At 57.4% G+C, this 23,739-nt stretch carries 17 protein-coding genes; 7 read left to right on the top strand and 10 right to left on the bottom strand.

Going from position 1 to position 23,739, the window contains the following annotated elements; translation table 11 throughout:
* Nucleotides 1–152 precede the first annotated feature (152 nt).
* On the bottom strand, nucleotides 153–1,460 hold the full coding sequence (gene dctA, locus ACP7E4_RS00455) for a C4-dicarboxylate transporter DctA (protein WP_426110629.1): 1,308 nt from the start codon (nucleotides 1,458–1,460) through the stop codon (nucleotides 153–155).
* 102 nt (nucleotides 1,461–1,562) lie between these two features.
* Entirely contained in the window at nucleotides 1,563–2,732 is a 1,170-nt protein-coding gene (locus ACP7E4_RS00450) for a mandelate racemase/muconate lactonizing enzyme family protein (RefSeq protein WP_426110627.1), read from the bottom strand.
* 99 nt (nucleotides 2,733–2,831) lie between these two features.
* On the opposite strand from ACP7E4_RS00450, the gene ACP7E4_RS00445 reads away from it, so the two are divergent.
* Nucleotides 2,832–3,725 (top strand): LysR family transcriptional regulator, encoded by an 894-nt coding sequence (locus ACP7E4_RS00445; protein ID WP_426110625.1) that lies wholly within the window; start codon nucleotides 2,832–2,834, stop codon nucleotides 3,723–3,725.
* A gap of 124 nt (nucleotides 3,726–3,849) precedes the next feature.
* Here ACP7E4_RS00445 and ACP7E4_RS00440 read toward each other — a convergent pair whose 3' ends face one another.
* On the bottom strand, nucleotides 3,850–4,764 hold the full coding sequence (locus ACP7E4_RS00440) for a LysR family transcriptional regulator (protein ID WP_426110623.1): 915 nt from the start codon (nucleotides 4,762–4,764) through the stop codon (nucleotides 3,850–3,852).
* Between the two features lie 469 nt (nucleotides 4,765–5,233).
* On the opposite strand from ACP7E4_RS00440, the gene ACP7E4_RS00435 reads away from it, so the two are divergent.
* The 5 genes from ACP7E4_RS00435 (at nucleotide 5,234) to pgm (ending at nucleotide 14,165) form a co-directional block, all read left to right on the top strand.
* Nucleotides 5,234–6,256 (top strand): zinc-dependent alcohol dehydrogenase family protein, encoded by a 1,023-nt coding sequence (locus ACP7E4_RS00435; protein WP_426110621.1) that lies wholly within the window; start codon nucleotides 5,234–5,236, stop codon nucleotides 6,254–6,256.
* Between the two features lie 686 nt (nucleotides 6,257–6,942).
* Nucleotides 6,943–8,448, top strand: a complete 1,506-nt coding sequence (locus tag ACP7E4_RS00430) for a hypothetical protein (protein WP_426110619.1) — start codon at nucleotides 6,943–6,945, stop codon at nucleotides 8,446–8,448.
* A 103-nt stretch (nucleotides 8,449–8,551) separates the two neighbouring features.
* Nucleotides 8,552–9,958 (top strand): PLP-dependent aminotransferase family protein, encoded by a 1,407-nt coding sequence (locus tag ACP7E4_RS00425; RefSeq protein ID WP_426110617.1) that lies wholly within the window; start codon nucleotides 8,552–8,554, stop codon nucleotides 9,956–9,958.
* 180 nt (nucleotides 9,959–10,138) lie between these two features.
* Nucleotides 10,139–12,382 carry an ATP-dependent DNA helicase gene (locus ACP7E4_RS00420; protein WP_426111481.1) on the top strand — a complete coding sequence of 748 codons (2,244 nt, stop codon included), beginning with the start codon at nucleotides 10,139–10,141 and terminating at the stop codon, nucleotides 12,380–12,382.
* Nucleotides 12,383–12,518: 136 nt separating this feature from the next.
* Nucleotides 12,519–14,165 carry a phosphoglucomutase (alpha-D-glucose-1,6-bisphosphate-dependent) gene (pgm, locus tag ACP7E4_RS00415; RefSeq protein ID WP_426110615.1) on the top strand — a complete coding sequence of 549 codons (1,647 nt, stop codon included), beginning with the start codon at nucleotides 12,519–12,521 and terminating at the stop codon, nucleotides 14,163–14,165.
* 81 nt (nucleotides 14,166–14,246) lie between these two features.
* Here the strand turns inward: pgm and ACP7E4_RS00410 are convergent, their stop codons facing one another.
* Nucleotides 14,247–14,942, bottom strand: a complete 696-nt coding sequence (locus ACP7E4_RS00410) for a pirin family protein (RefSeq protein ID WP_426110613.1) — start codon at nucleotides 14,940–14,942, stop codon at nucleotides 14,247–14,249.
* 280 nt (nucleotides 14,943–15,222) lie between these two features.
* On the opposite strand from ACP7E4_RS00410, the gene ACP7E4_RS00405 reads away from it, so the two are divergent.
* Nucleotides 15,223–17,697, top strand: coding sequence for a UvrD-helicase domain-containing protein (locus ACP7E4_RS00405; RefSeq protein ID WP_426110611.1), 2,475 nt, complete (start codon nucleotides 15,223–15,225; stop codon nucleotides 17,695–17,697).
* A gap of 3 nt (nucleotides 17,698–17,700) precedes the next feature.
* On the opposite strand, the gene ACP7E4_RS00400 is transcribed toward ACP7E4_RS00405, so the two are convergent.
* The 6 genes from ACP7E4_RS00400 to ACP7E4_RS00375 all read right to left on the bottom strand — a co-directional run bounded on the left by ACP7E4_RS00400 (nucleotide 17,701) and on the right by ACP7E4_RS00375 (nucleotide 23,607).
* On the bottom strand, nucleotides 17,701–17,958 hold the full coding sequence (locus ACP7E4_RS00400) for a DUF1652 domain-containing protein (protein WP_426110609.1): 258 nt from the start codon (nucleotides 17,956–17,958) through the stop codon (nucleotides 17,701–17,703).
* A gap of 417 nt (nucleotides 17,959–18,375) precedes the next feature.
* Nucleotides 18,376–19,401 (bottom strand): 2-hydroxyacid dehydrogenase, encoded by a 1,026-nt coding sequence (locus ACP7E4_RS00395; RefSeq protein WP_426110607.1) that lies wholly within the window; start codon nucleotides 19,399–19,401, stop codon nucleotides 18,376–18,378.
* A 16-nt stretch (nucleotides 19,402–19,417) separates the two neighbouring features.
* Nucleotides 19,418–20,734: an MFS transporter gene (locus ACP7E4_RS00390; RefSeq protein WP_426110605.1), complete on the bottom strand. Its 1,317-nt coding sequence runs from the start codon at nucleotides 20,732–20,734 to the stop codon at nucleotides 19,418–19,420.
* Between the two features lie 65 nt (nucleotides 20,735–20,799).
* Complete coding sequence (locus ACP7E4_RS00385; RefSeq protein WP_426110603.1) at nucleotides 20,800–21,765, bottom strand: sugar kinase; 966 nt, start codon at nucleotides 21,763–21,765, stop codon at nucleotides 20,800–20,802.
* Nucleotides 21,758–22,555: a sugar phosphate isomerase/epimerase family protein gene (locus ACP7E4_RS00380; protein WP_426110602.1), complete on the bottom strand. Its 798-nt coding sequence runs from the start codon at nucleotides 22,553–22,555 to the stop codon at nucleotides 21,758–21,760. The genes ACP7E4_RS00385 and ACP7E4_RS00380 overlap by 8 nt, the downstream gene beginning before the upstream one ends.
* 68 nt (nucleotides 22,556–22,623) lie before the next feature.
* Nucleotides 22,624–23,607: a LacI family DNA-binding transcriptional regulator gene (locus ACP7E4_RS00375; RefSeq protein WP_426110600.1), complete on the bottom strand. Its 984-nt coding sequence runs from the start codon at nucleotides 23,605–23,607 to the stop codon at nucleotides 22,624–22,626.
* Nucleotides 23,608–23,739 lie beyond the last annotated feature (132 nt).

Here is a 23,739-nt window from a genome sequence, read left to right as displayed (position 1 = left end):
AGCGGCCTGTATGGGTGCCTGCCAGCATATACGGAAGCCGGGAGCCGCTTTGTTCGCGCAGCGCCTCGCAGGTCGTTTTGATTGCGACAGACCTGGAATGCACTACCGGTCATAGCCGCTTTCGAAGCGGAATGACCGGATCGCTTTGCAGATTATTTTTGCGCCAGCAATGCCTTTCTTGCCGCCTTTTCGTGTTTCATGGCGGCGATTTCACGCTCGCAGGCCTCGACATCGAACGAATTGTCCCACTTCGCAATGGCAATGGTGCCGATGCCATTCCCGATCAGATTGGTCACGGCCCGAGCTTCGTTCAGAAAGCGGTCAATGCCCAAGAGCAAGACGAGGCCTACCAGCGGAATGGAGTGGATGGTCGTGAGTGTCGCTGCCAGTGTCACAAACCCCGCACCCGCCACGCCAGCCGAGCCTTTTGACGTCAGCAGAAATACACCCAGCAGAATCATCTGATCCATAAATGTCAGCGGCGTATTGGTCGCCTGGGCGATAAAGATGGCCGCCATGGTGAGATAAATGCAGGTGCCGTCCGCATTAAAGGTGTAACCCGTAGGCAACACCATGCCCACCACCGATTTTTTGCAGCCAAGCTTTTCAAGCTTCACCATCATTCGTGGCAACACGGCTTCGGTTGAGCAGGTGCCAAGCGTGATGAGAATTTCATCCTTGAAGTAGCGGAGGAATTGCATCATCGGCATACCCGACCATCTGGCAACCGTGCCCAGCACCACCACGATGAAAATCAAGGTGGTGATGTAGAGCGCGACCAGCAACTGGCCGAGTGACAGCAGAGTACCAATCCCGTACTTGCCGATAGTGAACGCCATGCCGGCACCGGCACCAATCGGAGCCAAACGCATGACCATTGCCACGATCTTGAACAGGCCTTGCAGGAACAGATCAATGGTGTTGATCAGCGGCTTGCTGGTTTCGCCCATTTGAACCAGGGCAACACCCATCAGTACCGAAAGCAGAATGACCTGAAGCATCACGCCATTGGAGAATGCGCCAAGGAAGGTATGGGGGATGATATTGAGAAAGAACTCAATGGTGCCGCCTTGCTCGCTGGCGGCCTGGCTGTACTTGCTGATAGCACTACCATCAAGCGCGCTGACGTTAATGTTCATCCCGACGCCTGGCTTGACGATGTTGACCACGATAAGGCCGACGACCAGGGCGATGGTAGATAGAATCTCAAAGTAGATCAGCGCTTTTACGCCAATCCGCCCAACCTCTTTGATACTGCCCATCTTCGCGATACCAACGACGACCGTACCGAAAATAATGGGCGCCAACAGCATTTTGATCAGTTTGATGAAGCCATCGGCAAAGGGTTGGAGTTTGGCGCCGATATCAGGCACGAAGTAACCGATTGCCGCACCGATCACGATGCCGATAAGCACTTGCACATACAGCTGGCTATACCAGCGGGACTTGGAAGTTTCCACGGAAGCACCTCATTTTATTTTTGTGATGGGCATGTGGCTTGGCGTCACTGGGTGACGCCGGGTTCTGCGACCTCTTGCAAAGAGGCCGCAGATAGAGGCTGATCAGCCTTCGCCCAGCTCGCGCATGACTGCGTACAAGGCTGACTTGGCTTCGAAGCCAACACCTGGAATATCCGGCAGACCGACATAACCGTTTTCCACCTTGATCCCGTCAGCGAAGCCACCGAAAGGCTGGAACACGTCCGGGTAAGATTCGTTGCCACCCAAGTGCAGACCCGCTGCGATGTTCAGGGACATCTGGTGACCACCGTGTGGAACTACGCGACGGGAAGACCAACCCATTTCTTCCATCACTTTCAGGGTGCGCATGTACTCCACGAGCCCGTAGGACAGCGCACAGTCGAACTGGAGAAAGTCGCGATCAGGGCGCATTCCGCCATGGCGCAGAAGGTTACGGGCATCCTGGTGGGAGAACAGGTTTTCACCCGTAGCCATGGGCAGTTCATAGTGATTGGCAAGCTCGGCCTGCAGGGCATAGTCCAGCGGATCGCCAACTTCTTCGTACCAGAACAGGTTGTACTTCTTGATGGCCTCTGCGTACGCAATACCGGTCTTTAGATCGAAGCGACCATTGGCATCGACCGCCAATCGACGACCGTCTCCAACGACCTCAAGTACCGCTTCGATGCGACGAATATCTTCGTCCAAAGACACAGCACCAATCTTCATCTTGACCACGTCGTAGCCACGATCCAGATAGCTCTGCATTTCTGCTTTGAGCTTGGTCTGGTCTTTGCCAGGGTAGTAGTAGCCTCCCGCTGCGTAGACCCAGACCTTGTCATCTGCCACGCCGTTGCGGTAGCGGTCAGCCAGCAGGCGATACAGCGGTTTGCCTTCAATCTTGGCAACGGCATCCCATACCGCCATGTCGATGGTGCCAACTGCGACCGAGCGCTCGCCGTGGCCGCCAGGCTTCTCGTTGGTCATCAGGGCTTTCCAGATGGCGAACGGATCCAGGTTGTTGTTTTCATGGTCGACGAGAGTGTCTGGATCTGCTTCCGAGATACGCGCCAGGAAGCGATCACGCATCAGTGCGCCTTGCCCGTAGCGGCCGTTGGAATTGAAGCCGTAGCCGATGACAGGTTTTCCATCGCGGATTACATCCGTGATGACAGCGACAACCGAGCAGGTCATTTTGGAGAAATCGATATAGGCGTTGGCAATTGGGGAGGCGATAGAAACAGTTTTTTCACGAATCTCTACGATGCGCATGACGGGTTCCTCTTGTTGTTTGTAGCCCCACGTTATGCTTTGCGATGTCACCCGCCCAATGCTATTAATGCCGCACCCTATGCACAGGAGGCATGGCCCTTGGAACTCGTTTGGCTTGAAGATCTTTCAGCGCTTGCGGAGTACGGCAGCTTTGTCCGTGCCGCCGAAGCACGCCATATTACCCAGCCTGCCTTCAGCCGCAGAGTTCGTTCATTGGAGAACTGGATGGGGGTCGAGCTGTTTGTGCGCACCCCACAAGGAGCAACGCTTACCGAGGCAGGAAGGAAAATTTTGCCCAGTGCTCAGGAAGCTGCCAGACATTTGTACCGGATGCGCAACGAGGCTCAAGAGGTAGCCGGGATGGCAGCCAGGTCGCTGCAATTCGCGGCAACTCACTCCCTGTCGTTTACATTTTTCCCCAAATGGCTTCGAAGCTCAGAAAAGGGTGCCCCCATTGAGGCTGTGCAGTTGCACTCGGATAGCATGGCTGTCTGTGAGCAGATGCTGATACATGGCCAGGTTCAGTTTCTGCTCTGCCACCGCCATCCCGACGTTCCGCCTCTACTCGCCCTTGATCAGTTCATCAGCAAGAAGGTGGGGGAGGACGTTCTCGTTCCTCTTGCGAGTGCTTGCGCCAACTTCGGCACCTCGCCTGCGGCATTGCCATACCTCGCTTACACCCACGAGTCTGGATTGGGCCGTATTGTCGCCCACAGATTGCGTGGCAAGGAAGATTACCTTCACCTCAAACCACTTTTCAGCAGCCACCTTGCAGCGGTACTGATGTCCATGGCCCTGGAAAGCAAGGGAGTGGCGTGGCTGCCCAAGAGCCTCACTGAGCAGGAAATCCTGGAAGGGCGCTTAGTCAGAGCGCTCGACGAAAGTTGGGATATTCCTCTGGAAATTCATCTGACCCGCCCAAAAGCAATCCTCAGTCAGTCTGCCGAAGCGTTCTGGAACAGGGCGGGGAGTGACGCGCAGCCTTCCACATGACGCGTTGCGCTGCTCGTTGGAAATACACGGCGACGAGGCAGATCAGAGACGGCAGCCAGTGCTCCCTTGCATATTCAGGATGTGATTTTCTAGTGTTAGTGATCAAGCGCTGCGCCGGCTTGATTCAGAGACTATCCGGATCCCCAAAGAACATCTGAATCCTCGAACGCAGCCAGCGTTCCCCAGGGTCGTTATCCTGCGAACCGCGCCAGGCCATATGCAGCTCGAACGTCTGCGTCTCGATCGGCAACTCCTCGGCACGCACGCCGCCCGCCGCAGTCAGTACGGCGGCGGCATAGTCCGGCACGGTGGCGATGATGTCGGTGCCCGCCAGCAACGTTGCCAGGCCGTTGAACTGCGGAACCGCCAGCACCACATGCCGTTTGCGGTCGACTTTTTCCAGGATGCCATCGATAAACCCACTCAAGTCCCCCGCAAACGACACCAGTGCGTGCGGGCGCGAGCAGAAATCGTCCAGGCTCAACGCCCCAGGCATGGAGTCAGCACGCAGCAACATTGCCTTGCTGCGGCGCAGGACCTTGCGCTTGGCGTTGGCGGGCAGGTCGTTGGTGTAGCTGACGCCGATGGAAATTTCGCCGGAGGCCAGCAGCGCCGGCATCAATATATAGTTGACGCGACGTACTACCAGCACGATGCCAGGCGCTTCGGAGCGCAACCGCTTGAGCAGCGCGGGCAGCAAGGCGAATTCGGCGTCGTCGGAAAGTCCGATGCGAAAAACGGCGGTGCTGGTCGCTGGATCGAACTCGGAAGCGCGGCTGACCGCCGTGGAAATCGAATCCAGGGCAGGCGAGAGCAGCCCGAAAATCTCCGTCGCCCGGGCGGTGGGTTCCATGCTGCGGCCGGTGCGTACGAACAGCGGATCGTCAAACAGCCCGCGCAGCCGTGACAACGCGGCGCTGATTGCCGGTTGCCCGAGAAACAACTTCTCTGCGGCGCGTGTCACGCTGCGTTCATGCATCAGGGTTTCGAAAACGATCAGCAAATTGAGGTCGACGCGACGCAGGTCGTTGCGATTCATGGCGGGTGATCTCGGGACATTTGTCGAAGCAGTGGGCAGCCAGCAGAAAGCCGGTGTGTTCAACGCTGGCGTGAATAGTACGAGCAAATACGTGGTTTGCGCATTCATAAATTCATCGCGAGATCAGATACCTGCATCCAGAGTCTCTAATGTGCCTCAGATTCATTGAACGTCCGGCAGCAACGATGACCAAAGATTTACCAGACCAGGCACGAACCCGGGGTTTGCCGGTAACGGCTCACCGGACACCTGAAGATGAAACATTCCATGGGTTGCAATGTACGTGCGACATGCGAACAATGGCCGCCCATGACCACATAGGCAGTCTGTGATTGTCGCCAGGCCAAAAGCCTACGAAATGTGATGACAATCAATGACAGGCATGTCGACTATTAATAGCCACTGATAGTGTTCCCGGCAGCGCCCGGATAGAGTTCATGGCATCAAGGTTCATTAGGCGAGGTTCGAAATGTCCCGCACGATTCGTTTTCATCAGTTTGGCCCAGCCGAGGTGCTCAAGATCGAAGAGCATCCTGCCGCGTTGCCTGCACCCGGTGAGGTACAAGTACGTGTCCAGGCGATAGGCATCAGCTGGTATGACGTCCTCTGGCGGCAAAACCTGGCGTCTTCCCAGGCGCGACTCCCTGCAGGCATGGGCCACGAAATGGCTGGCGTTGTTACTGCACTGGGTGAAGGCGTCGACGATTTTGCTGTTGGCGACAAGGTTGCCAGCTTTCCATCGGCAGACCCGAACCAGCATCCGGTATACGGCGAGGTTGTGGTTCTGCCCCGGTCTGCATTGACCCGTTATCCCGACGTGCTGACGCCACTGCAAGCGAGCGTGCATTACACGCCGCTGCTGGTTGCCTATTTTGCTTATATGGACCTGGCGCGCATCAAGCCTGGGCAGACCGCCTTGGTGACCGATGCCAGCCATTGCGCCGGGCCGGCCTTTGTCCAGTTGGGCAAAGCATTGGGTGTGCGCGTCATCGCTGCCACCAAGACTGACGATGCACGGGATTACTTGCTGTCGCTGGGGGCCGATAAAGTTGTGGTCACCGAAGAGCAGGATCTGCTGATGGCGATCAACAAATACACTGATAACCGTGGCGTCGATGTTGTGCTCGACGGCCTTGGCGGTCCGCAGATGTCCATCATGGGCGACGTCCTGGCGCCACGCGGCAGCCTGGTGCTTTATGGCTTGCAAGGTGGCAACCAGACTCCGTTCCCGGCGTGTGCCGCTTTCCAGAAGAACATCCAGTTTTTTGTGCATTGCCTGGGTAATTTTACCGGCAAGCCTGAATTGGGTATCTCTCAGGATGAAGCCGCGTTGCAACGCGCCTTGCGCGACATCAATCAGCTGACTGCAGATCGGGTTCTGGTGCCGCTCAAGATGCGCGTGTTCCCGTTCAGCGAAGTGGTCCAGGCTCACCGCTATATGGATGGCTGCCCGATTGGCGGGCGAGCGGTACTCGAAGTGGAGCCTGTCTGATCAACGCTTGAGAAGTGCTGCAGCAGCACTTCGGTCTCCTCGACGCCTCCAGCCAGGCGTCGATGCACTTACCCACTCCTGACACCCTCAACTTCACCTCCCGCCTTCTCTCAATATTTCAGCACCCCTGAATATAAGTCTTCGCCGCGTTATAGCTTCAAGCGCTAACCGCGGATGAATGAATAGTTGAACCCCCTGCATTTAATGACGTTCAAGTTGAAGCGTTACTGTTTTATAAAAACATCAATAAACATGGGATAGTATTTCGCGGAAATATCGACTGAGCGAGTTTAATATCACGTCCGCTTCAAGGGTTTCTAACCGGGTGCGCGTCCCCGATGCTTCCTGTGAAACTCATCCTTGTCTTACGCCCACCCCGGAAATCTCCGAGTGGAATGCTTGAGCCCCGTGGCTAGGCGCTTGCCAGTGAAAAACAGACTAGGAAAAGACATTCACTTACACGGCGAAATTAAACTGACCTGTTTAGTTGTTTATGTTTAAACTTTTTTAAGTGGGCCGTGTTTTGCGACTTATCTGTACCTTGTAATTGTTGGATTAATATTGATAATAGTTGGGTAATTATTACTCAGGGAATGAGTCATGGTCGATTATTCACGCAGACGGCTGCTCGATTTAAATTCAATCTGCACACCCTTGCACGCCGATACGCAAGCAGGTGAAATACGATGAGTTCTATACACGAGCAAGCGATGAGTTATGTGTATCAGCAAGTGTTGCAACGCTTGTTGGGCCACTTTACCCGCGCCGAGCGGACCGCCTTGCAGTTATTGATTCAGCGTTTGATCGTGGCCGCAGGTGGCATCGAGCGTATTGCCAGCTTCAAGGTCATGGTGGCATTCAGCGGCGGCAAGGACAGTGCGTACACGGTCGCCTTCCTGCGGGCTGCGCAGCTGAGCATTGCCGGCAGATCACCTGCGACATTCAATCTGCGCGTCGCCACCATGCGTCATGCGGGCATGACACCCGCCGTCATGGGCAACATTCAGCGCACCTACTCGGGACTTTTTCTTCACGACGATCCCCGGGTCGAATTGTTGGTGGTGGATAACCAGTACGTACAGATTTTTGAGCCGGAATTGCCGTTCTCCCAGGCAGGGCGCGAGCAAAACCGCTCGGACATGCTGCTGAGCGGGCATTTGTCGGCAGGGGACGGCCGTACCACGTTCTGCAATAGCTGCTATTTGGGGATCGCGGAGTTTTTCGGGCGCGCCGCTGCTTGGGGCACCGGCGTCGATGCCCTGGTCAGCGGCGATTCGCGCAAGGAACAGAAGCAATATATCGCCTGGATCATGCGTCTGGTGCCACGCACCGCGCAGCGTTTCAGTGATTGGGGCAACCAGAACTTCAACGGCGTACTGCGCACTATCGACAGCATTGGCCAGGCGTATTATCAGGAACTGTACGGCGATGGCAGCGAAACGGCTGGCCGTGTCGTCCGCCCTCTGGGTTTTCCGAACAAATCCGTCGTGCCGTCGTACATCACCATTTCTGATCTGATGCACAGCAACGTCGAAGAACACTGGAACCTGCTCACCGAATTTCTCGGCTTCCGTTTCGATGATCTGGCGTTCAGCTTCAGTGAGTCGGACTGCGCCAATCCGTTACTCATGGCGCATATGCGCGGCCTGAAAGCTCAATATGTGCAAGGCCGTACCTATGCCGACGGGATTGCCGAGTATCTTGAGCTGGCCAAGGCAATGATGCGCAGGAAGCAAATGCCTCAGCGTCTGATCGATCAGGCATTGGGCGCGTACGTCGGCGAGGCGCGTTTGCAGGCACGTCGGGAATTGGCTGCGGCATTTGCACTGGAAGGGTTCGGCCTGAATGAAGCGCAACTGGTGTGCCTGCTTTTTTCACCCTTCGTCGATGAAGGGCGAGACCTGGAAATCTTCCTGCGCCGCTGTCATCCGGGCATGCTGGTTGCGCTGCCGGACCTGCATAAGGCGCTGGCAGGAACGTCCGCCCCTGAGCAAGTGATCCAGTGGTTGATCGATATCAGCGGCCTGAGCATCAAAGGCTTGCAAAACCTCTATCTCAAACAGCGTGTGGATTTCAGCCAGCAACACTCGATCATTGCTCGGGTACGCGCCGCCGATCCTGATAAACGAAGGATCTCGACGGTCGATTCGGTTACCGGTGAAGCGGTTACGGAAATGATATCCGGACGCTGATTCATTTCCGTATCGGCAGCTGCGTGGCCGGCGCCATGTCAGGCATATCATCAGTCAACGAGAAATTTGGCCCCAGCGTTTTACGCAAGGACCGGTGTCGCTCATGAAAACTAAACCTGATTTCGCCTATCACACGGTGTATCGCTATCTCGTCGGGCTGATCAACGACGCTCCGAGCGATACGGCAACACGGCTGCCTTCACTGCGCCAGTTGGCGCTGCGTTTGAAGGTGTCGATTTCGACGGTGCAAAACGCCTATTCAATACTGGAAAAGGAAGGCCGGGTCTGTCCTGTGCCTAAATCCGGTTACTTTGCGCAACCCAATGGCTGCAGCGACTGCTCGCCAGGCACTTCGGACGGTACGCAAAGCCTTCTGGAAACCCTGTACAACAGCGCGCGCCGCCCTGGAATGCTGGTGCTTGGCAACGATCAACCCACTCAGGTGCAGTCGTTGGAAAGTCCGCTTTTGCTGATTGAACGTGAGCTGGTCCGGCAGTATCCCGGACCACTGGATCCGAACTTCCAGCCATTTGGCGATGTGGAACTGCGATCTGCGCTGGCGGCGCATTACACGGTATCGACGCAGCGCAGCTGGCTTCCGGAAGATGCCTTTGTCGGACCTGATCTGCTGGCCATGATGAAGGTCGTGCTGGAAACCCTGGCGCTGCGCGGCAGTACGGTTCTGGTTGAGTCACCCTGCACCTGGACGCTGTTGCGCCTGTTGCAGTCGTTCAACATCCGGGTCATCGAATTACCCGTGGATCAGGCCGGGTGTATCAACGTCCCGGCGCTGGATCAGGCGTTGCTCACCGAAGGCATAGGCCTGGCCCTGTTACCGTCGTTTCTCAATGCGGTCCGCGGCAACGCCCTGGTCGCCGAGAATCGCCAGGCGGTTGCAGATCTGTTGAATCGGTACCGAATCTGGGTACTGGAGAACGACAGCCATGGCGAGCTCAGTTTCGTGACACCCCACAGTCGGTTGCGCGATCTGATCGACCCCGAGCGGCTATTGATCATTGGCTCATTCGACAAAATCCTTGGCGCCGAGGCACCTTATGGCTACTTGCTGGGCAAGTTTTTCAACCCGCAATGGCAGCAATACTTTTTGTTGCAGGCGTTCAACCTGCCGCCGATCCGGCAAAAGGCTATTGCACGGTTGTACAGCAGCGGGCGCCTGGATCTGCATCTGGTCGAGTTGCGCCGGTTGCTGGAGCAGCGAATGCTGGCCATGACATTGCTGATTGACCGTCACCTGGGACGCCTGTTGCAGTATGAGATGCCGCAGGGTGGGGCGGTGATCTGGGCTGAAAGCGTGTCATGCGTGGACATGCGCCAGGTATTTGATCAATTGTTGCAGGAACGCATTGTCATTGCTCCGGGCGAACTGTTCAGCCTGCAGGGTTTGCATCGCCAGAACCTGCGCATCAGCTACGCCATCGGCGAACATTTGCCTATCGAGACCACGCTCACGACCTTGCGCCGCGCGTTGTCCGAGGCGCGCTGCGCATGAGATCCGGGACAATCGGGCCGTCGATCCATTTAAATTTGCAAGACCCGGAACAGACTGTTATCTGTACACCCATCCAGTATCGGCAATCGATGGTTCGTCCCGGCAGTGACTTCAGCTACTACTTCAATCCCCCTCAGCGAAGCGCTCGCGCCCGCTGGCACGAACGCTACGGTTTATGTCGTGGCGGTCCGCGCGCTGTGCGAGTTTACGGCGAAGGCCGGTGACCTCGACCTGCGTTTCACCCCGGCGCCGACTGCTCAGCAGGGCATAGCCGGGCATCGTACCGTTGCGGCGCGGCGCGGCCCGGATTATCAGACCGAAGTGGCGCTGTCTGGCGAGTATCAGCAATTAAAGGTCCGGGGCAGGGCGGACGGCTATAACCCGCAACTCAATCAGCTTGATGAAGTGAAGACTTACCGTGGCGAATTTGCCGCCATTCCCGACAACCATCGGCAGCTGCATTGGGCCCAGGCAAAAATCTACGGTTGGCTGTTGTGCCAGCAATTGCAGCTGAGTGAAGTCAATCTGGCGCTGGTGTATTTCAATATCATCAGTGAACAGGAAACCGTGATTCGTGAACGGCATACAGCTGAACATCTGCGGGGATTTTTCGACAAGCACTGCGAGATATTCCTGCAGTGGGCGCGTCAGGAGCTGGCTCACAACCACCAACGCAATGACGTGCTGCGCGGCTTGAAATTTCCCCACGCTGGCTTTCGTATTGGTCAGCGGCATCTGGCCGAGTCTGTCTACAAAGCGGTCAGCACCGGCCGTTGCCTGATGGCTCAGGCCCCCACCGGCATCGGCAAGACTATCGGGACGTTGTTCCCCATGCTCAAAGCCGCGCCCAGCCAGCAACTCGACAAAATATTTTTCCTGACCGCCAAAACACCCGGGCGCAAACTGGCTCTGGACGCTCTCGGCGTGATCAGGCACAGCGCGCCGGAGCTTGAATTGCGCGTGCTGGAGCTGGTGGCTCGGGACAAGGCTTGCGAACATCTGGACAAGGCCTGCAATGGCGACTCATGCCCGCTGGCTCGTGGTTTCTATGACCGGCTTCCTGCCGCGCGCAACGCCGCGTTGACCGCACCGTGGCTGGATCAGGCCGGGATGCGTCAAGTGGCGCTTGAGCATCAAGTGTGTCCGTACTACCTCAGCCAGGAAATGGCGCGCTGGTCGGACGTGGTGATCGCCGACTACAACTACTATTTCGACCTGAGTGCCTTGCTGTTCGGCCTGGCGCAGTTCAATCAATGGCGTGTCGCGGTGCTGGTGGATGAGGCGCATAACATGGTCGAGCGCGCCCGGCAGATGTACAGCGCCAGCCTCGACCAGCAAAGCATGAACGCCATCCGCGACGTTGCGCCCGTACCCTTGAAGAAATCCCTGGAACGCTTGAATCGCGACTGGAATGCGCTGCACAAAGAGCAGATCGCAACGTATCAAGCCTATCCCGGCACACCGGGCAAGCTGCTGCAAAGTCTCAACCTGTGCGTGACGGCAATGGGTGATTACTTCAATGAGCATCCCGACGCTGTCGATGGCCCGCTGCAAAGCTTTTACTTCGAGGCCATCGCCTTTGTGCGCATTGCTGAACTGTTCGACGAGCATTTCGTGTTCGACATCAGCAAGCGCGAATCACGGGGCAAACGCAGCAGCTTGTCCAGGCTCTGCCTGCGCAACGTAGTGCCGGCAAATTTCATCCGCCCGCGATTGACCGCCGCGCGCTGCAGCGTGCTGTTTTCCGCCACCCTCAGCCCTAGGCATTACTACGCCGACTTGCTCGGTTTGCCCGTCGATACGGCATGGATCGATGTCGAGTCGCCTTTCAATCGCCAGCAGCTGGACGTGCGGATCGTCAGCCAGATATCCACCCGTTTCACCCATCGTCAGGCGTCCCTGGCGCCCATCGTCGAGTTGATGGCCGAGCAGTTTGCAGCGCGACCCGGCAATTACCTGGCCTTCTTCAGCAGCTTCGATTATCTGCAACAGGTCGCGCAGTTGATGCAGGCGCAGCATCCGCAGGTGCCGATCTGGCAGCAGGCGCGCGGCATGAGCGAGGTTGATCGTCACGGCTTCCTTGAGCGTTTTACCCTTGAAAGCCAGGGCATCGGCTTTGCGGTGCTGGGCGGGGCATTCGGCGAGGGGATCGACTTACCGGGCGCGCGGCTGATCGGGGCGTTCATTGCGACACTGGGCCTGGCTCAGTTGAACCCGGTCAATGAACAACTTAAACAGCGCATGGCCGCGCTGTTTGGCGCAGGCTACGATTACACCTACCTTTATCCGGGTCTGCAAAAAGTCGTGCAGGCCGCTGGCCGGGTGATCCGCAGTCAGGACGACAGTGGTGTTGTGATGCTGATCGACGACCGTTTTGCCGAGCGCAAGGTGCAACAACTGCTGCCCAAATGGTGGCAGCTTTGATGCTCAAGGGTTTAGGGATCGATAGCCGAGCGCAGTGGTCAAACTGCCAGTAAACTGCCGCGCCGCTGCTATTTTTCTATTCAAAGCCTTTACAGCTGCCTGCGTTATTTCTATTTCCTGTCTCCATGGAGGTTGTATGAGTCTGAGTCCTTTCGCCGGCAAGCTGGCACCAGCCGAATTGCTGGTCGATGTTCCCCGATTGGTAACCGCCTATTATACCGGCCAGCCGGACGCATCGGTCGCGACCCAACGAGTCGCTTTCGGCACCTCCGGGCACCGTGGCAGTTCTTTTGATTTGAGCTTCAACGAATGGCACGTTCTGGCCATCAGCCAGGCCATCTGCCTGTACCGCCAGCTGAACGGCATCGACGGTCCGCTGTTTCTCGGTGCCGACACCCACGCGCTGTCGACACCCGCCAGTGCCACCGCCCTGGAAGTCCTGGCCGCCAATGGCGTGCACGTGATGATTTCCGAAGGCGACGAATACACCCCGACACCGGCGATTTCCCACGCGATCATCTGCTACAACCGGGGCCGCACGTCGGGCCTGGCGGACGGTATCGTCATCACGCCTTCGCACAATCCACCGGAAAGCGGCGGCTTCAAATACAACCCGCCCAATGGTGGCCCGGCCGATAGCCATATCACCAAGTGGATCGAAGCCAAAGCCAACGAACTGCTGGCCGAGAAGGTTCTGGGCGTGACGCGTATGAGTCACGACCGAGCGTTGCGCGCTGACACGACGCATCGCCATGATTACCTCAACACCTACGTCGCAGACCTGAAAAACGTCATCGACATGGATGCTATCCGCAACGCCAATCTGCGCTTGGGCGTCGATCCGCTGGGCGGAGCAGGGGTGCGCTACTGGTCGGCGATTGGCGAGCATTACGGCCTGAATCTGGACGTGGTGAACAAGTTCGTCGATCCAACATTCCGCTTCATGAGCGTCGACTGGGACGGTCGGATTCGCATGGACCCGTCGTCCAATTTCGCCATGCAGGGCTTGATCGGTCTCAAGGACAAATATCAGGTCGCCTTTGCTTGCGACCCGGACCATGACCGCCACGGCATTGTCACGCCGAGCGGCGGCCTGCTCGCGCCGAACAATTACCTGGCAGTGTCCATCGACTATCTGTTCCAGAATCGCCCGGACTGGCGTGCCGATGCAGCCGTGGGCAAAACCGTGGTCAGCAGTGGCATGATTGATCGGGTTGCTGCGCGCCTCGGACGTCGTTTGTATGAAGTGCCGGTGGGCTTCAAGTTCTTCGCCGAAGGGCTGTTCGACGGCTCGCTGGGTTTCGGTGGCGAAGAAAGTGCCGGCGCGTCATTCCTGCGCAGGGACGGTACGGTCTGGACCACCGACAAGGACGGGCTGATCCCCGCTTTGCTGGCGGCTGAAATCACTGCGCGTAAAGGCCGTGATCCGAGCGAGATTTATCAGGCGTTGACCGAGGAATTGGGCGAACCGTTTTCGACGCGCGTTGAAGCCAAGGCCAATCCGGAGCAGAAAGCCTTGCTCGGCAAGCTGTCACCCGATCAGGTTAAATCTACCGAACTGGCCGGTGAGCCGATTCTCAACGTGCTCAGCCATGCGCCGGGGAATAATCAAGCCATCGGCGGCCTCAAGGTCATGACCGAAAATGGCTGGTTCGCGGCGCGTCCATCCGGTACCGAGGACATCTACAAGATCTACGCCGAGAGTTTCGTTGGCGATGAGCACCTCAAGCGCCTGGTTGCTGAAGCGCAGGTTCTGGTGGATGCGGCGATTGCGCCCAACTGATCTTTTTTACTATGCAAAAAGCCCCGACTCTTGCGAGTCGGGGCTTTTGTCTTTCTGGCTGAAGCGGTTGTCATGAACTGGTTACGCAACGTCTACCAGAACGATTTCACTGTCCTCGATGGCGGTCACGCGCAGCACTTGCTCATCTTCGACCGCGATACCGTCGCGGGCCACAGCGTGCAGGCCGTTGACTTCGATGCTGCCGGTTGCCGGAACCAGATAGGCTCGGCGACCTGCGTCCAGACGGTATTCTGCGGTTTCGCCGGCTTTCAGGTTGGCTGCCACCAGACGTGCATCGGCGCGAATGCGCAGGCTGACGTCATCGCCGCGCTTGCCGCTCGCCAGGGTCACAAAGCCTTCACGATCACCTTTGGGAAACGGTTTGGCGCCCCATGAAGGTGCCGCGCCGGTTTCGTTGGGCATGATCCAGATCTGGAAGATCCTGGTCGCCGTGGATTCCATGTTGTATTCGCTGTGGGCAATCCCGGTTCCGGCACTCATCACCTGCACATCGCCTGCTTCAGTGCGGCCCTTGTTACCCAGGTTGTCTTCGTGGGTAATTGCGCCTTCACGAACATAGGTGATGATTTCCATGTCGCGGTGCGAGTGTTTCGGGAAGCCAGTGCCAGCTTCGATCACGTCGTCGTTCCAGACCCGCAGCTGGCCCCAGTTCATGCGTTTTGGATCGTAATAATCAGCGAACGAGAAGTGGTGATGTGCGTCCAGCCAGCCGTGGTTGGCGCCGCCCAATGTGTTGAAAGGTCGTAATTGCAGCATGGTGTGGCCTCCTGAGCAGTGCCGGGCAAGGTGTGAATGTCCGGGCTGCTGAACGATGTTTCGTGGTTGATGGAGCAATGATCTATCAAATATGCATCGGTAAAAAGCGGGTATTTTGGCTAGTTACTATCTGATTAATTGATATATTAAAAGCATCTGATTCTCCATTTCACCTGCAATTGATCGGCTAATTGCTTGATCACCAAGCTTTTCACTGGAGCTCAGGCACGAATAGCGCGACCATGGCGCCTTCGCTCATCTGTTCACTGCTGGAGCCTGCGTGCCGGACACTGATCTTCATCCCCATGCCGAGCTGGAACTGACGCCAGCGGATCATCTGCCTTTCTTCAAACGGCTGGTGGCCCGGCTGCTGGGAAAATCCCTTACACGACTGGGCTCGCAACACAGCCCCTCATGGTCCCAGGGCCATGCCGACGGATATCTGAACGGCCATTTGCAAGGCGTCGATGAGGGCTATGCCGAAGGACATCTGGACGGGATTGAGCAAGGTCGGCAAGTGCTGGTGATCCGCGACACGCGTCCCGGCGAACATCGCGGTCCAAAGGTGGACGACCATCTGTTCGACGATTGGCGCCTGCCGCTGAGCGCTGAATTGAAGAAACTGATCAAGACCGATGTCGCCCTCAAGCTGCCGCCCCAGGCGCAGCCCAGTGCGGCGCAATGGAAGATGATCTTCAGCGACACCCCTTCAACCTATGTGATTGCCGGCGCGGGCGCTGGCAAATCCACTTCGTTGGTATTGCGCGTCCTGGTGCTCAGCCATTACCTGGGTTTCGAGCTGGACTCGATGACCGTAGTGACCTTCACCCGCGAGTCGCGTAAAGACTTCGTCAACAAGCTGATCGAGATTTTCGGCTTCTGGGGCCATGACCTCAGTCAGAAGCAGGCGCGCGAGCTGGTCAGGACCTTCCATTCGCGGATCTTGCCACTGGTGCGCAGTCTGCCGGGTTTCGAACAGCTGACGGCGTTCGAGAATCTCGGCAGCCAATCTACCGTTGGCATAGAGGAGGGTGCTGACAGCAACCCTTTCGACTTGCGCATCAACGACGCGCAACGTCAGCAACTCAACCTGTGTTATCGCGACCTGTACGCCAGCAACGAGCGGTTCCGCGAGGTCATGGCGCCGCTGTATCGCCAGGCGTTGCAACTCAAGGAGCTGGAACGCGACCATCCGGATGTGCAGAAGCGTGTCACCGTCACCGAGCTGTCGGCCAAGCGTGATGAAGAGTTGTGCGACACCATTGAAGACCTGTGGATTCGCGCCAAGGCGTGGCCGATCAAAGGCATCGAACCCATGCGCCAGACGGTGGAGATCAACGGTTTCGGTTTTCACCTGCACGGGTATATCGCCGAACTGGACGCCTGGGTGGTTCTGGGCTTCGACCCGACGGAAGATCAGCAGTTGAAACGTCCCGGGGCGAAATTGCCGGTCTGGGCTGAATGGGTTATCAAGCGCACCCTGTTTCAAGCTTTCTGCCGCAAGCCATTGATATGGCTGGAAAGCTATGAAGCTGGCGGCCGGGTTCTACAGTCGCTTTCCGGCGCTGCGGTTGCCGGGCCGGGCTTTGATTACAAGGTCAAAGGTGAGCTTGGAGCCGCGCCACTGCTGGACAGCTTCGTGACTGCGGCAAGCTTTATTGAAAACCTGGCGCTCGATGTTCCGGCTGCGGTGGCGCAAATGAGCTTTGCCAAGGACGACCCGGATCGCTATTTCTTCGAGGCATTGAGCCTGTTCTGGAAAGCCTTCGAAACTCACCTGCTGGCGCAGACGCCGCCGGTGATGACCTACAACCGGATGTTTGCCCTGTTTGGCGAGAATTCTCCGGAAAACCTGAACGCTGTAGGTGATGCGCAGCTCCGGCCACTTTCGCATTTGATGATCGATGAATTTCAGGACGTGTCACCGCAGATTGTTTCGTGGGTCCGGGCGAGCCTTCGGGAAATTCGTCGGCGAGGCCCGTCGTTGCACATCGGGCGTACGGCTCAGCACAGTTCGTTGCTGTGTGTCGGCGACGACTGGCAGTCGATCTACGGCTGGCGCGGCAGCTCACCCAAGTTCTTCATGGAATTCCCCAGGGAGTTTTCCTCGCCGGCGACCACCAAGGTGATGCTTAGCGAGAACTATCGTAGCCATCAGTACATCATCGACGCTGCCGAACATATCGTTCGCGCCGCACCGGCCATCGCCGGCAAAAAAGCCCGCTCCTGCGCAGCTGCTCAGGAATTGCTGCCGGTCACTGTGCTCAGTCGTGAGGATCAGGCACTCGAAGAACGGCTGATGGAACACTACAACGACGGCGATTCAATTCTATTGCTGTACCGAAAAAGCAGTGAAAAAGCTTCTTTATCCAAAGGCTTACAATCGCTTATTAATGCAGATTATGCGAAGCCGCCCGAGAAGCGTCGTTTCAAGCAGTTGACCTATCACAGCGCCAAAGGGCTGCAAGCCGATGCGGTATTCCTGCTCGGCGATTGCCAGCATCTGACCCATTCGCCATACAAGAACCAACTGTATCGCCTGGCCGGGTTGGGCAATGCTGGCGATACAGACGCATTTGATAACGCGCAGAAGGATGAAGTGTTGCGTCTGGCTTATGTCGCGATCACCCGCGCTGTCCGGCACTGTTACTGGTTTATCGATGGCAGCGCGAAAGAGGGTGCAAATGTGACCAAAGCGTCGGATCGGATCGACGCTGGCCAGGTGTTTTTTGAGGATTTGCGCCGCAAAACCTGAGGTTCAGGAGACGTTCATTACCCTGGGTGGGCGGAACGACTCCAGTTCCGCCTCGATCGCCTCGATAATCAGTTCCACCTCCGTCGCATTCATCACCGTTGCGCAAGGCAGGCCTGCGATGGCAATGACCGTTTCGCCGCTGGCCCGATCAAAAAGTCGGGCAACCATACTGCTGGGTGCGTCCATGGTGGCTTCGAAACCGACCGGATGGAAATACCAGCGCATCAGCTGGCAAGCGTTGGGGAACGTGACTTTGTTCATTCAGCCCACCTCGTCTACATCGGCACTGGCGTTAGCTCCAATGGGTAGGGAAGGACCGGTCGAGATGACCAGCAAAAGCACTGGTGGACCTGGAGGCGGGATCTTGGGGAAGATTCCCACAATGGTCGAGGCGCTTTCCTGATAAGAAATCTGAACAGTCCTATCGAGAAACAAAAATAGCACTGCATCGGTTACAAACAGAAAACTTTTTTCCTGATCGGGTGAAGTTTTGCATTTTTATGATCCAGATCATGTTGGTTATTCCTTAAACATCTTTCAGAGCGGGCCAACGGCCCATTCTGGCTTGAAGTCACCCGACGCTTCATTCGTCCGCACAATCCAAGGTGATGCCATATCTTGTGGGAGAGGACTTGTCCTCGATGGCTGTAATTAAACACTGCATGTGGGTCAGGCGGATCAGGGTTGTCTGTGCGGGCTATCGAGGACAAGTCCTCTCCCACCAAAGCCCTTCTCCCAACCTTTCGGATTGACCAGATTCGCGGGCTTCTCGCCCTTGAGCGCACTGAGGACATTGTCCACTGCGCAGCTGGCCATGGCCTCACGGGTTTCGTGGGTGGCCGAGCCCATGTGCGGCGTCGCCACGACATTGTTCAGCTTCAGCAGTGGCGAGTCGCTGGCCAGCGGTTCGCGCTCGAACACGTCGAGCCCCGCACCCCGTATCCGGCCGCTTTGCAGCGCCTCAATGAGCGCCTGCTCGTCGACCACCTTGCCCCGGGCGATATTGATCAGAATGCTCTCCGAACGCATCAAGGCCAGTTGGTCTTTGCCAATCAATCCCTCGGTTTCAGCGGTCAACGGCACCGTCAGGCAAACAAAATCGGCTTCGCGCAACAAAGCCTCCAGACTGCGATAGCCCGCATTGAAGCGTGCTTCCACGGCCGGTTTTGGGGAGTGACTGTGATACAGCACCGGCATGCCAAAACCGAAATGGCCGCGTTGGGCCAATGCCTCACCGATCCGGCCCATGCCGATGATGCCTAATGTCTTGCCATGCACGTCACTGCCGAAATGCGCGGCCCCGATGTTCTGTTTCCAGTCACCATTGCGCACCATATTGGCCAGTTCGACCACCCGTCGCGCTGTGGCCATGATCAGGGCAAAGCCGGTATCGGCGGTGGTTTCAGTCAGCACGTCCGGGGTATTGCACAGCGCAATGCCCCGGCGATCCAGATCCTCGATGTCGTAATTGTCCACGCCGACGGAAACAGTGGAGATCGCCTCCAGTTGTGGCGCGAGGTCCAGCAAAGCCGCATCCAGCTTGATGCTCGCGCCCAAAAGCCCCTGCGCATAAGGCAAAGCCGCGCGCAATCGGGCGAGATCGTCACGCTTGGGATCTTCGATAAGCGTGACTTCCGCGTGGGCCTGCAAGCGCTCCATGAGCGCGGGCGACAGCGTCTTGTAGAGAACGACATGCTTTTTCATCGGGAACATTTCCATTTCAAGGATGGGCCGGGGCGCGAGGGGCATTGCGCTGATCAGCGACAGGCTTGGTTTTGTTGTCTGGCCTGAGCATCAGGGTCAGGAATACCGACAGCAGCAGCGAGCCGCTCATGAACAGGTACGAAGCGCTCAGGGTTCCCGTCACGCCATTGAGGTAACCCACCAAATATGAGCCGGCAAACGAGCCGAGTGCGCCGAGGCTGTTGATCAACGCCATGGCACCACCGGCCACATTCGACGGCAGGATTTCCGGCACGATGGCAAAGAACGGCCCATAGGGCGCATACATGCAGGCACCGGCAATCACGAGCAGGGAATAGGACCACCAGAAATGTTCAGTGCCCAAGGCGTAGGAGCCATAGAAGGCAATCGCGGCCAGCAGCAACGGCGGCCATACGAATAGTTTGCGCTTTTGCAGTTTGTCCGAGGCCCAGGACACCACGATCATGCCGATCACGGCAGCCAGATAAGGTAAGGCCGACAACCAACCGGCCTCGACCATGTCCATCTGCATGCCTTTTTTCAGAATGGTCGGCAGCCACAGCACGAAGCCGTACACGCCGATACTCCAGCAGAAATACTGCGCGGCGAGCAGCAGGACTTTGGGCGAGCGAAAGGCCTCGGCATAGTTCTTCACCGGTTTTATACCGACTTGCTCGGCGTCCAGGCGCGTTTGCAGTTCGGTTTTCTCCGCTTCGCTGAGCCACTTGGCCTGGGCAGGACGCTCGTCCACCAGGCGCCACCAGATAAATGCCCAGATAACGGCTGGCAAGCCTTCGACGATAAACATCCAGCGCCAGTTGAAATGGGCTACGAGGTAACCGGAAACCACTGACATCCAGAGCATGGTCACCGGATTACCGAGAATCAGCACGGTATTGGCCCGGGAGCGCTCGGCGCGGGTGAACCAATAGCAGAGATAAACCAGCATGGCGGGCATAACCGCAGCCTCAACGACACCGAGCATGAAGCGGATGCCGATCAGCATGTAGGCATTGGAAACAATGCCAGTCAGCGTCGCGAGACTGCCCCATAGGATCAGGCTGACAAAGATCAGCTTTTTAACGCTTTTCTTCTGCGCGTAGATCGCACCCGGCACCTGAAAGAAGAAGTAGCCAAGAAAGAACAGGGCTCCCAGCAACGACGACATACCTGGGGTGATGTGCAAGTCTTCGGCCATGCCCGAGGCGGCAGCAAAACCGTAGTTGGCCCGGTCCAGATAGGCCAGGCTGTAGGTAATGAACACGATGGGCATGATCAACAGCCAGCGGCGTTTCAAGCCGCTGGTTTTAACGCTATCGAGTAACTTTTCCATTTCGATCTCCTGAGCTTTTTGTTGTTGTCGCAGCAGGTACGGTTATTCACTAGAGCAGGGGTGGTTCAGACCAGTTCCGCCAGTTTCCGGCTGATGGGTAGCGCCGCGTCGAGCGCCGCGCGGGACGGCAGGCCTTCCATATCGCCACGACTTTGCACGGCCTGACTGCCGATCCAGTTGCCCCGGCCCACGGCCTGGGCAAACCCCTGGTTTTCCAGCAGGGCGCTGACCACGCCGACGGCGAAACCGTCTCCGGCGCCGACGGTGTCAACCACCTGGCTGACCGGTACGCCGGCGACAAACCCCTGATCGCTTTGCGTGCGGTAATACGCGCCGTTAGCCCCGAGTTTGACCACCACCGCTTCGACTCCCTGGTCCAGGTAGAACGCGGCAATGTCCGGCGGATCTTCATAGCCAGTGAGCACCAGACCTTCGGCCAGACCTGGAAATACCCAATGCGCCAGGCTGGCGAGGTAGTTGATCTCGTTGATCATGCGCGCCTGGTTCGGCCACAGGGACGGGCGCAAATTAGGATCGAACGACACGCTGCGCCCGGCGTTATGCATGCAGGTCATCAATTCCCGGGACAGATCACGGCAACTGTCCGACAGCGCCGCCGGAATGCCGGTTGCGTGCAAATGCCGGGCGGTGAGCAGACGTGGATCGATGTCCTTGATCGACAAGTGACTGGCCGCCGAACCCTTGCGGAAATACTCCACGGCAGGATCTGCGCCCTGCAGTTCCCGGGACTTGAGCTGAAAACCGGTAGGGTGCAGCGGGTCCATGGTCACGTGCTGACAACTCACGCCTTCACGTTGCAGGCTATCAATGACAAAGCGACCCAGCGAGTCATCGCCGACGCGGCTCAGCCAGGCAACCTTGAACCCCAGGCGCGCCAGGCCGATGGCAACGTTGCTGTCGGCACCGGCAATGCGTTTCTCAAAATGACTGACCTGAGCCAGATCGCCGGGCTGCTCCGCGACGAACATCGCCATGGTTTCGCCGAATGAAAGGATATCGATCTCAGACATGGTTCAATGCCTCGCGCTGCTGAATCGGCGAATCCGGAGCGAGGTGCGCAAGGATGCCCACCTGCTGGCGGGTGATCGTTAGCAAATCGTCGCCTTGCAACGGGTATTCGATGGCACGCGGGACGGCGTTCGGCATATACGCGAGCAGTTGTCGCCAGGCAGGCAAATCAGCCTCGGCAGGCGGGACCGCGACCAGCTTGTCACTGGCATTGCGGGTCACGGCCTTGAAGTGCACGTATTGCACAAAGCGGCCCAGTTGCTGAGCGGCGCTGAGCACATCCTGGTCCTGCCATTGCCAATTGCCGACATCGAAGGTCATGCCGATGTCTAGTTTCAGGGCCTGCACCTGCGCGAAGAAACGGCAGAAGGGCGCGATGATTCCGCCATGGGCGGTCTGGTCATTTTCCACCAGCAATTGCACATCGTGGTGGGCCAGTTCTTCGCTCAGCGCCTGTAGATCACAGGCTTCAGTGAAATGACCGAGAGAAACTTTCAGCCACTTCGCACCGCAGGCATGGGCCCGTTGCAGGGTGACTGCCAGTTGTGGATTGGGTTGCGGCTGATCAGCCAGCCACAATTCCAGCGGTGCCGAATACAGGCATTCCAGGCCTTGAACCTGAATCGCCAGGGCCAGGGCGGGAAAATCCTCAAAGGTGAACAGCTCCTCGCGCAACTCGATGCGCGAAACCTTGCTATCGACCAGCAATGGAATGAAAGCGGCTTGCCCGCGCTGTCGGACCAGATCGGCGCCGAAGCTTGAAAGACTGATGGAGACGGGATTCATGTGCATTATTTTTGTCCTCTGAAACCGGTTTCATTTTTTACTGTAAAAATTGGATCGAACAGCGATCGTTCAGATCAGGAGCGCGGTCGAGTCGAGCCGCGCACGATCAATTTCGCTGGAAAGTCGAACAGCCGGCTGGGCGCCTGATCGCCACGCAACCGGTTGAGCAGACATTCGAATGCGGTGATGCCCATGTCATGGGTGGGTTGGGCGAGGGAAGTAATGCCGCTGCCCACCAACGGATACCAGTCCAGTTCATCCAGGGCGATCAGGCCGACATCATCGAAAAGCGCGCAACCCAATTCCCGCAGCAGCCGGGTGGATGTCAGCGTCGCCACGCCATTGGCGGTGAACAGCGCCTTGGGGCCGGGGCCCGGTGCGGCGAGAAAGGTTTGCAGATTGCCGGCCAGTTGCTCATCGGTTTGCGTGACGTGTCCGCGAAGCCGCGGTCGCTGTGCTATCAGGCGGGTGAAGGCTTCCATGCGTTCCAGTCGGGAACTGGTTCCGTCCTGTTGCTCGCTGACCAGCAAAATGTCGCGGTAACCGCAGTTTTCAAGATGATCGATGGCTTGTTCGACTGCTGCGGCGTTGTTCAAGCCGACCAGATCACTGTCCAGTTGGTCAACCCGACGATCCACGAGGACCATGGGCAACTCGCGATGCAAATCGCGCAGTTCATCGAGATGATGCCCGAGGGTATTCACGATCAAACCCTCGATGTTGTAGGAACGCAACGCTGCCAGGTGCAGGCTTTCCTGCTCGTCATCCCGATCGGTGTTGCACACCACGAGGCTATAACCATGACGTCGGCAGGCGGTTTCGACACCGTGCATGACGGCAATGGAATAAGGGTTACGAATATCGGCGACGAGCATGCCGATCAGGCGGGTGCGACCGCGTTTCAGGCCGCGGGCCATTTGATTGGGGCGATAACCGAGGGTTTCGATGGCTTGTTCGATGCGCAAGGCGATGGCATCGGAGAGTAATTGCCGGTCGTCGCCAATGAAACGCGAGACGCTGGCCTTGGATACACCGGCCAGATCGGCAACATCATTCATGGTCACGCGCGCACGCGGTGACGGAGGAAAGCTACTCACATTGAACACCCTGTTGGATTTATTGGCGGGCTATGTTTACAGGCTCTGTTTACAGAGCTCTGAAAACGGTTTCAGAAAACACCATAGCCGCGC

It is taken from the genome of Pseudomonas sp. DSP3-2-3 (genome assembly GCF_049898225.1).
In the GTDB taxonomy this organism is placed as follows: domain Bacteria; phylum Pseudomonadota; class Gammaproteobacteria; order Pseudomonadales; family Pseudomonadaceae; genus Aquipseudomonas.
Note: the sequence above shows the minus strand (reverse complement) of the source record. Positions and strands in the feature narration are given on the sequence as shown.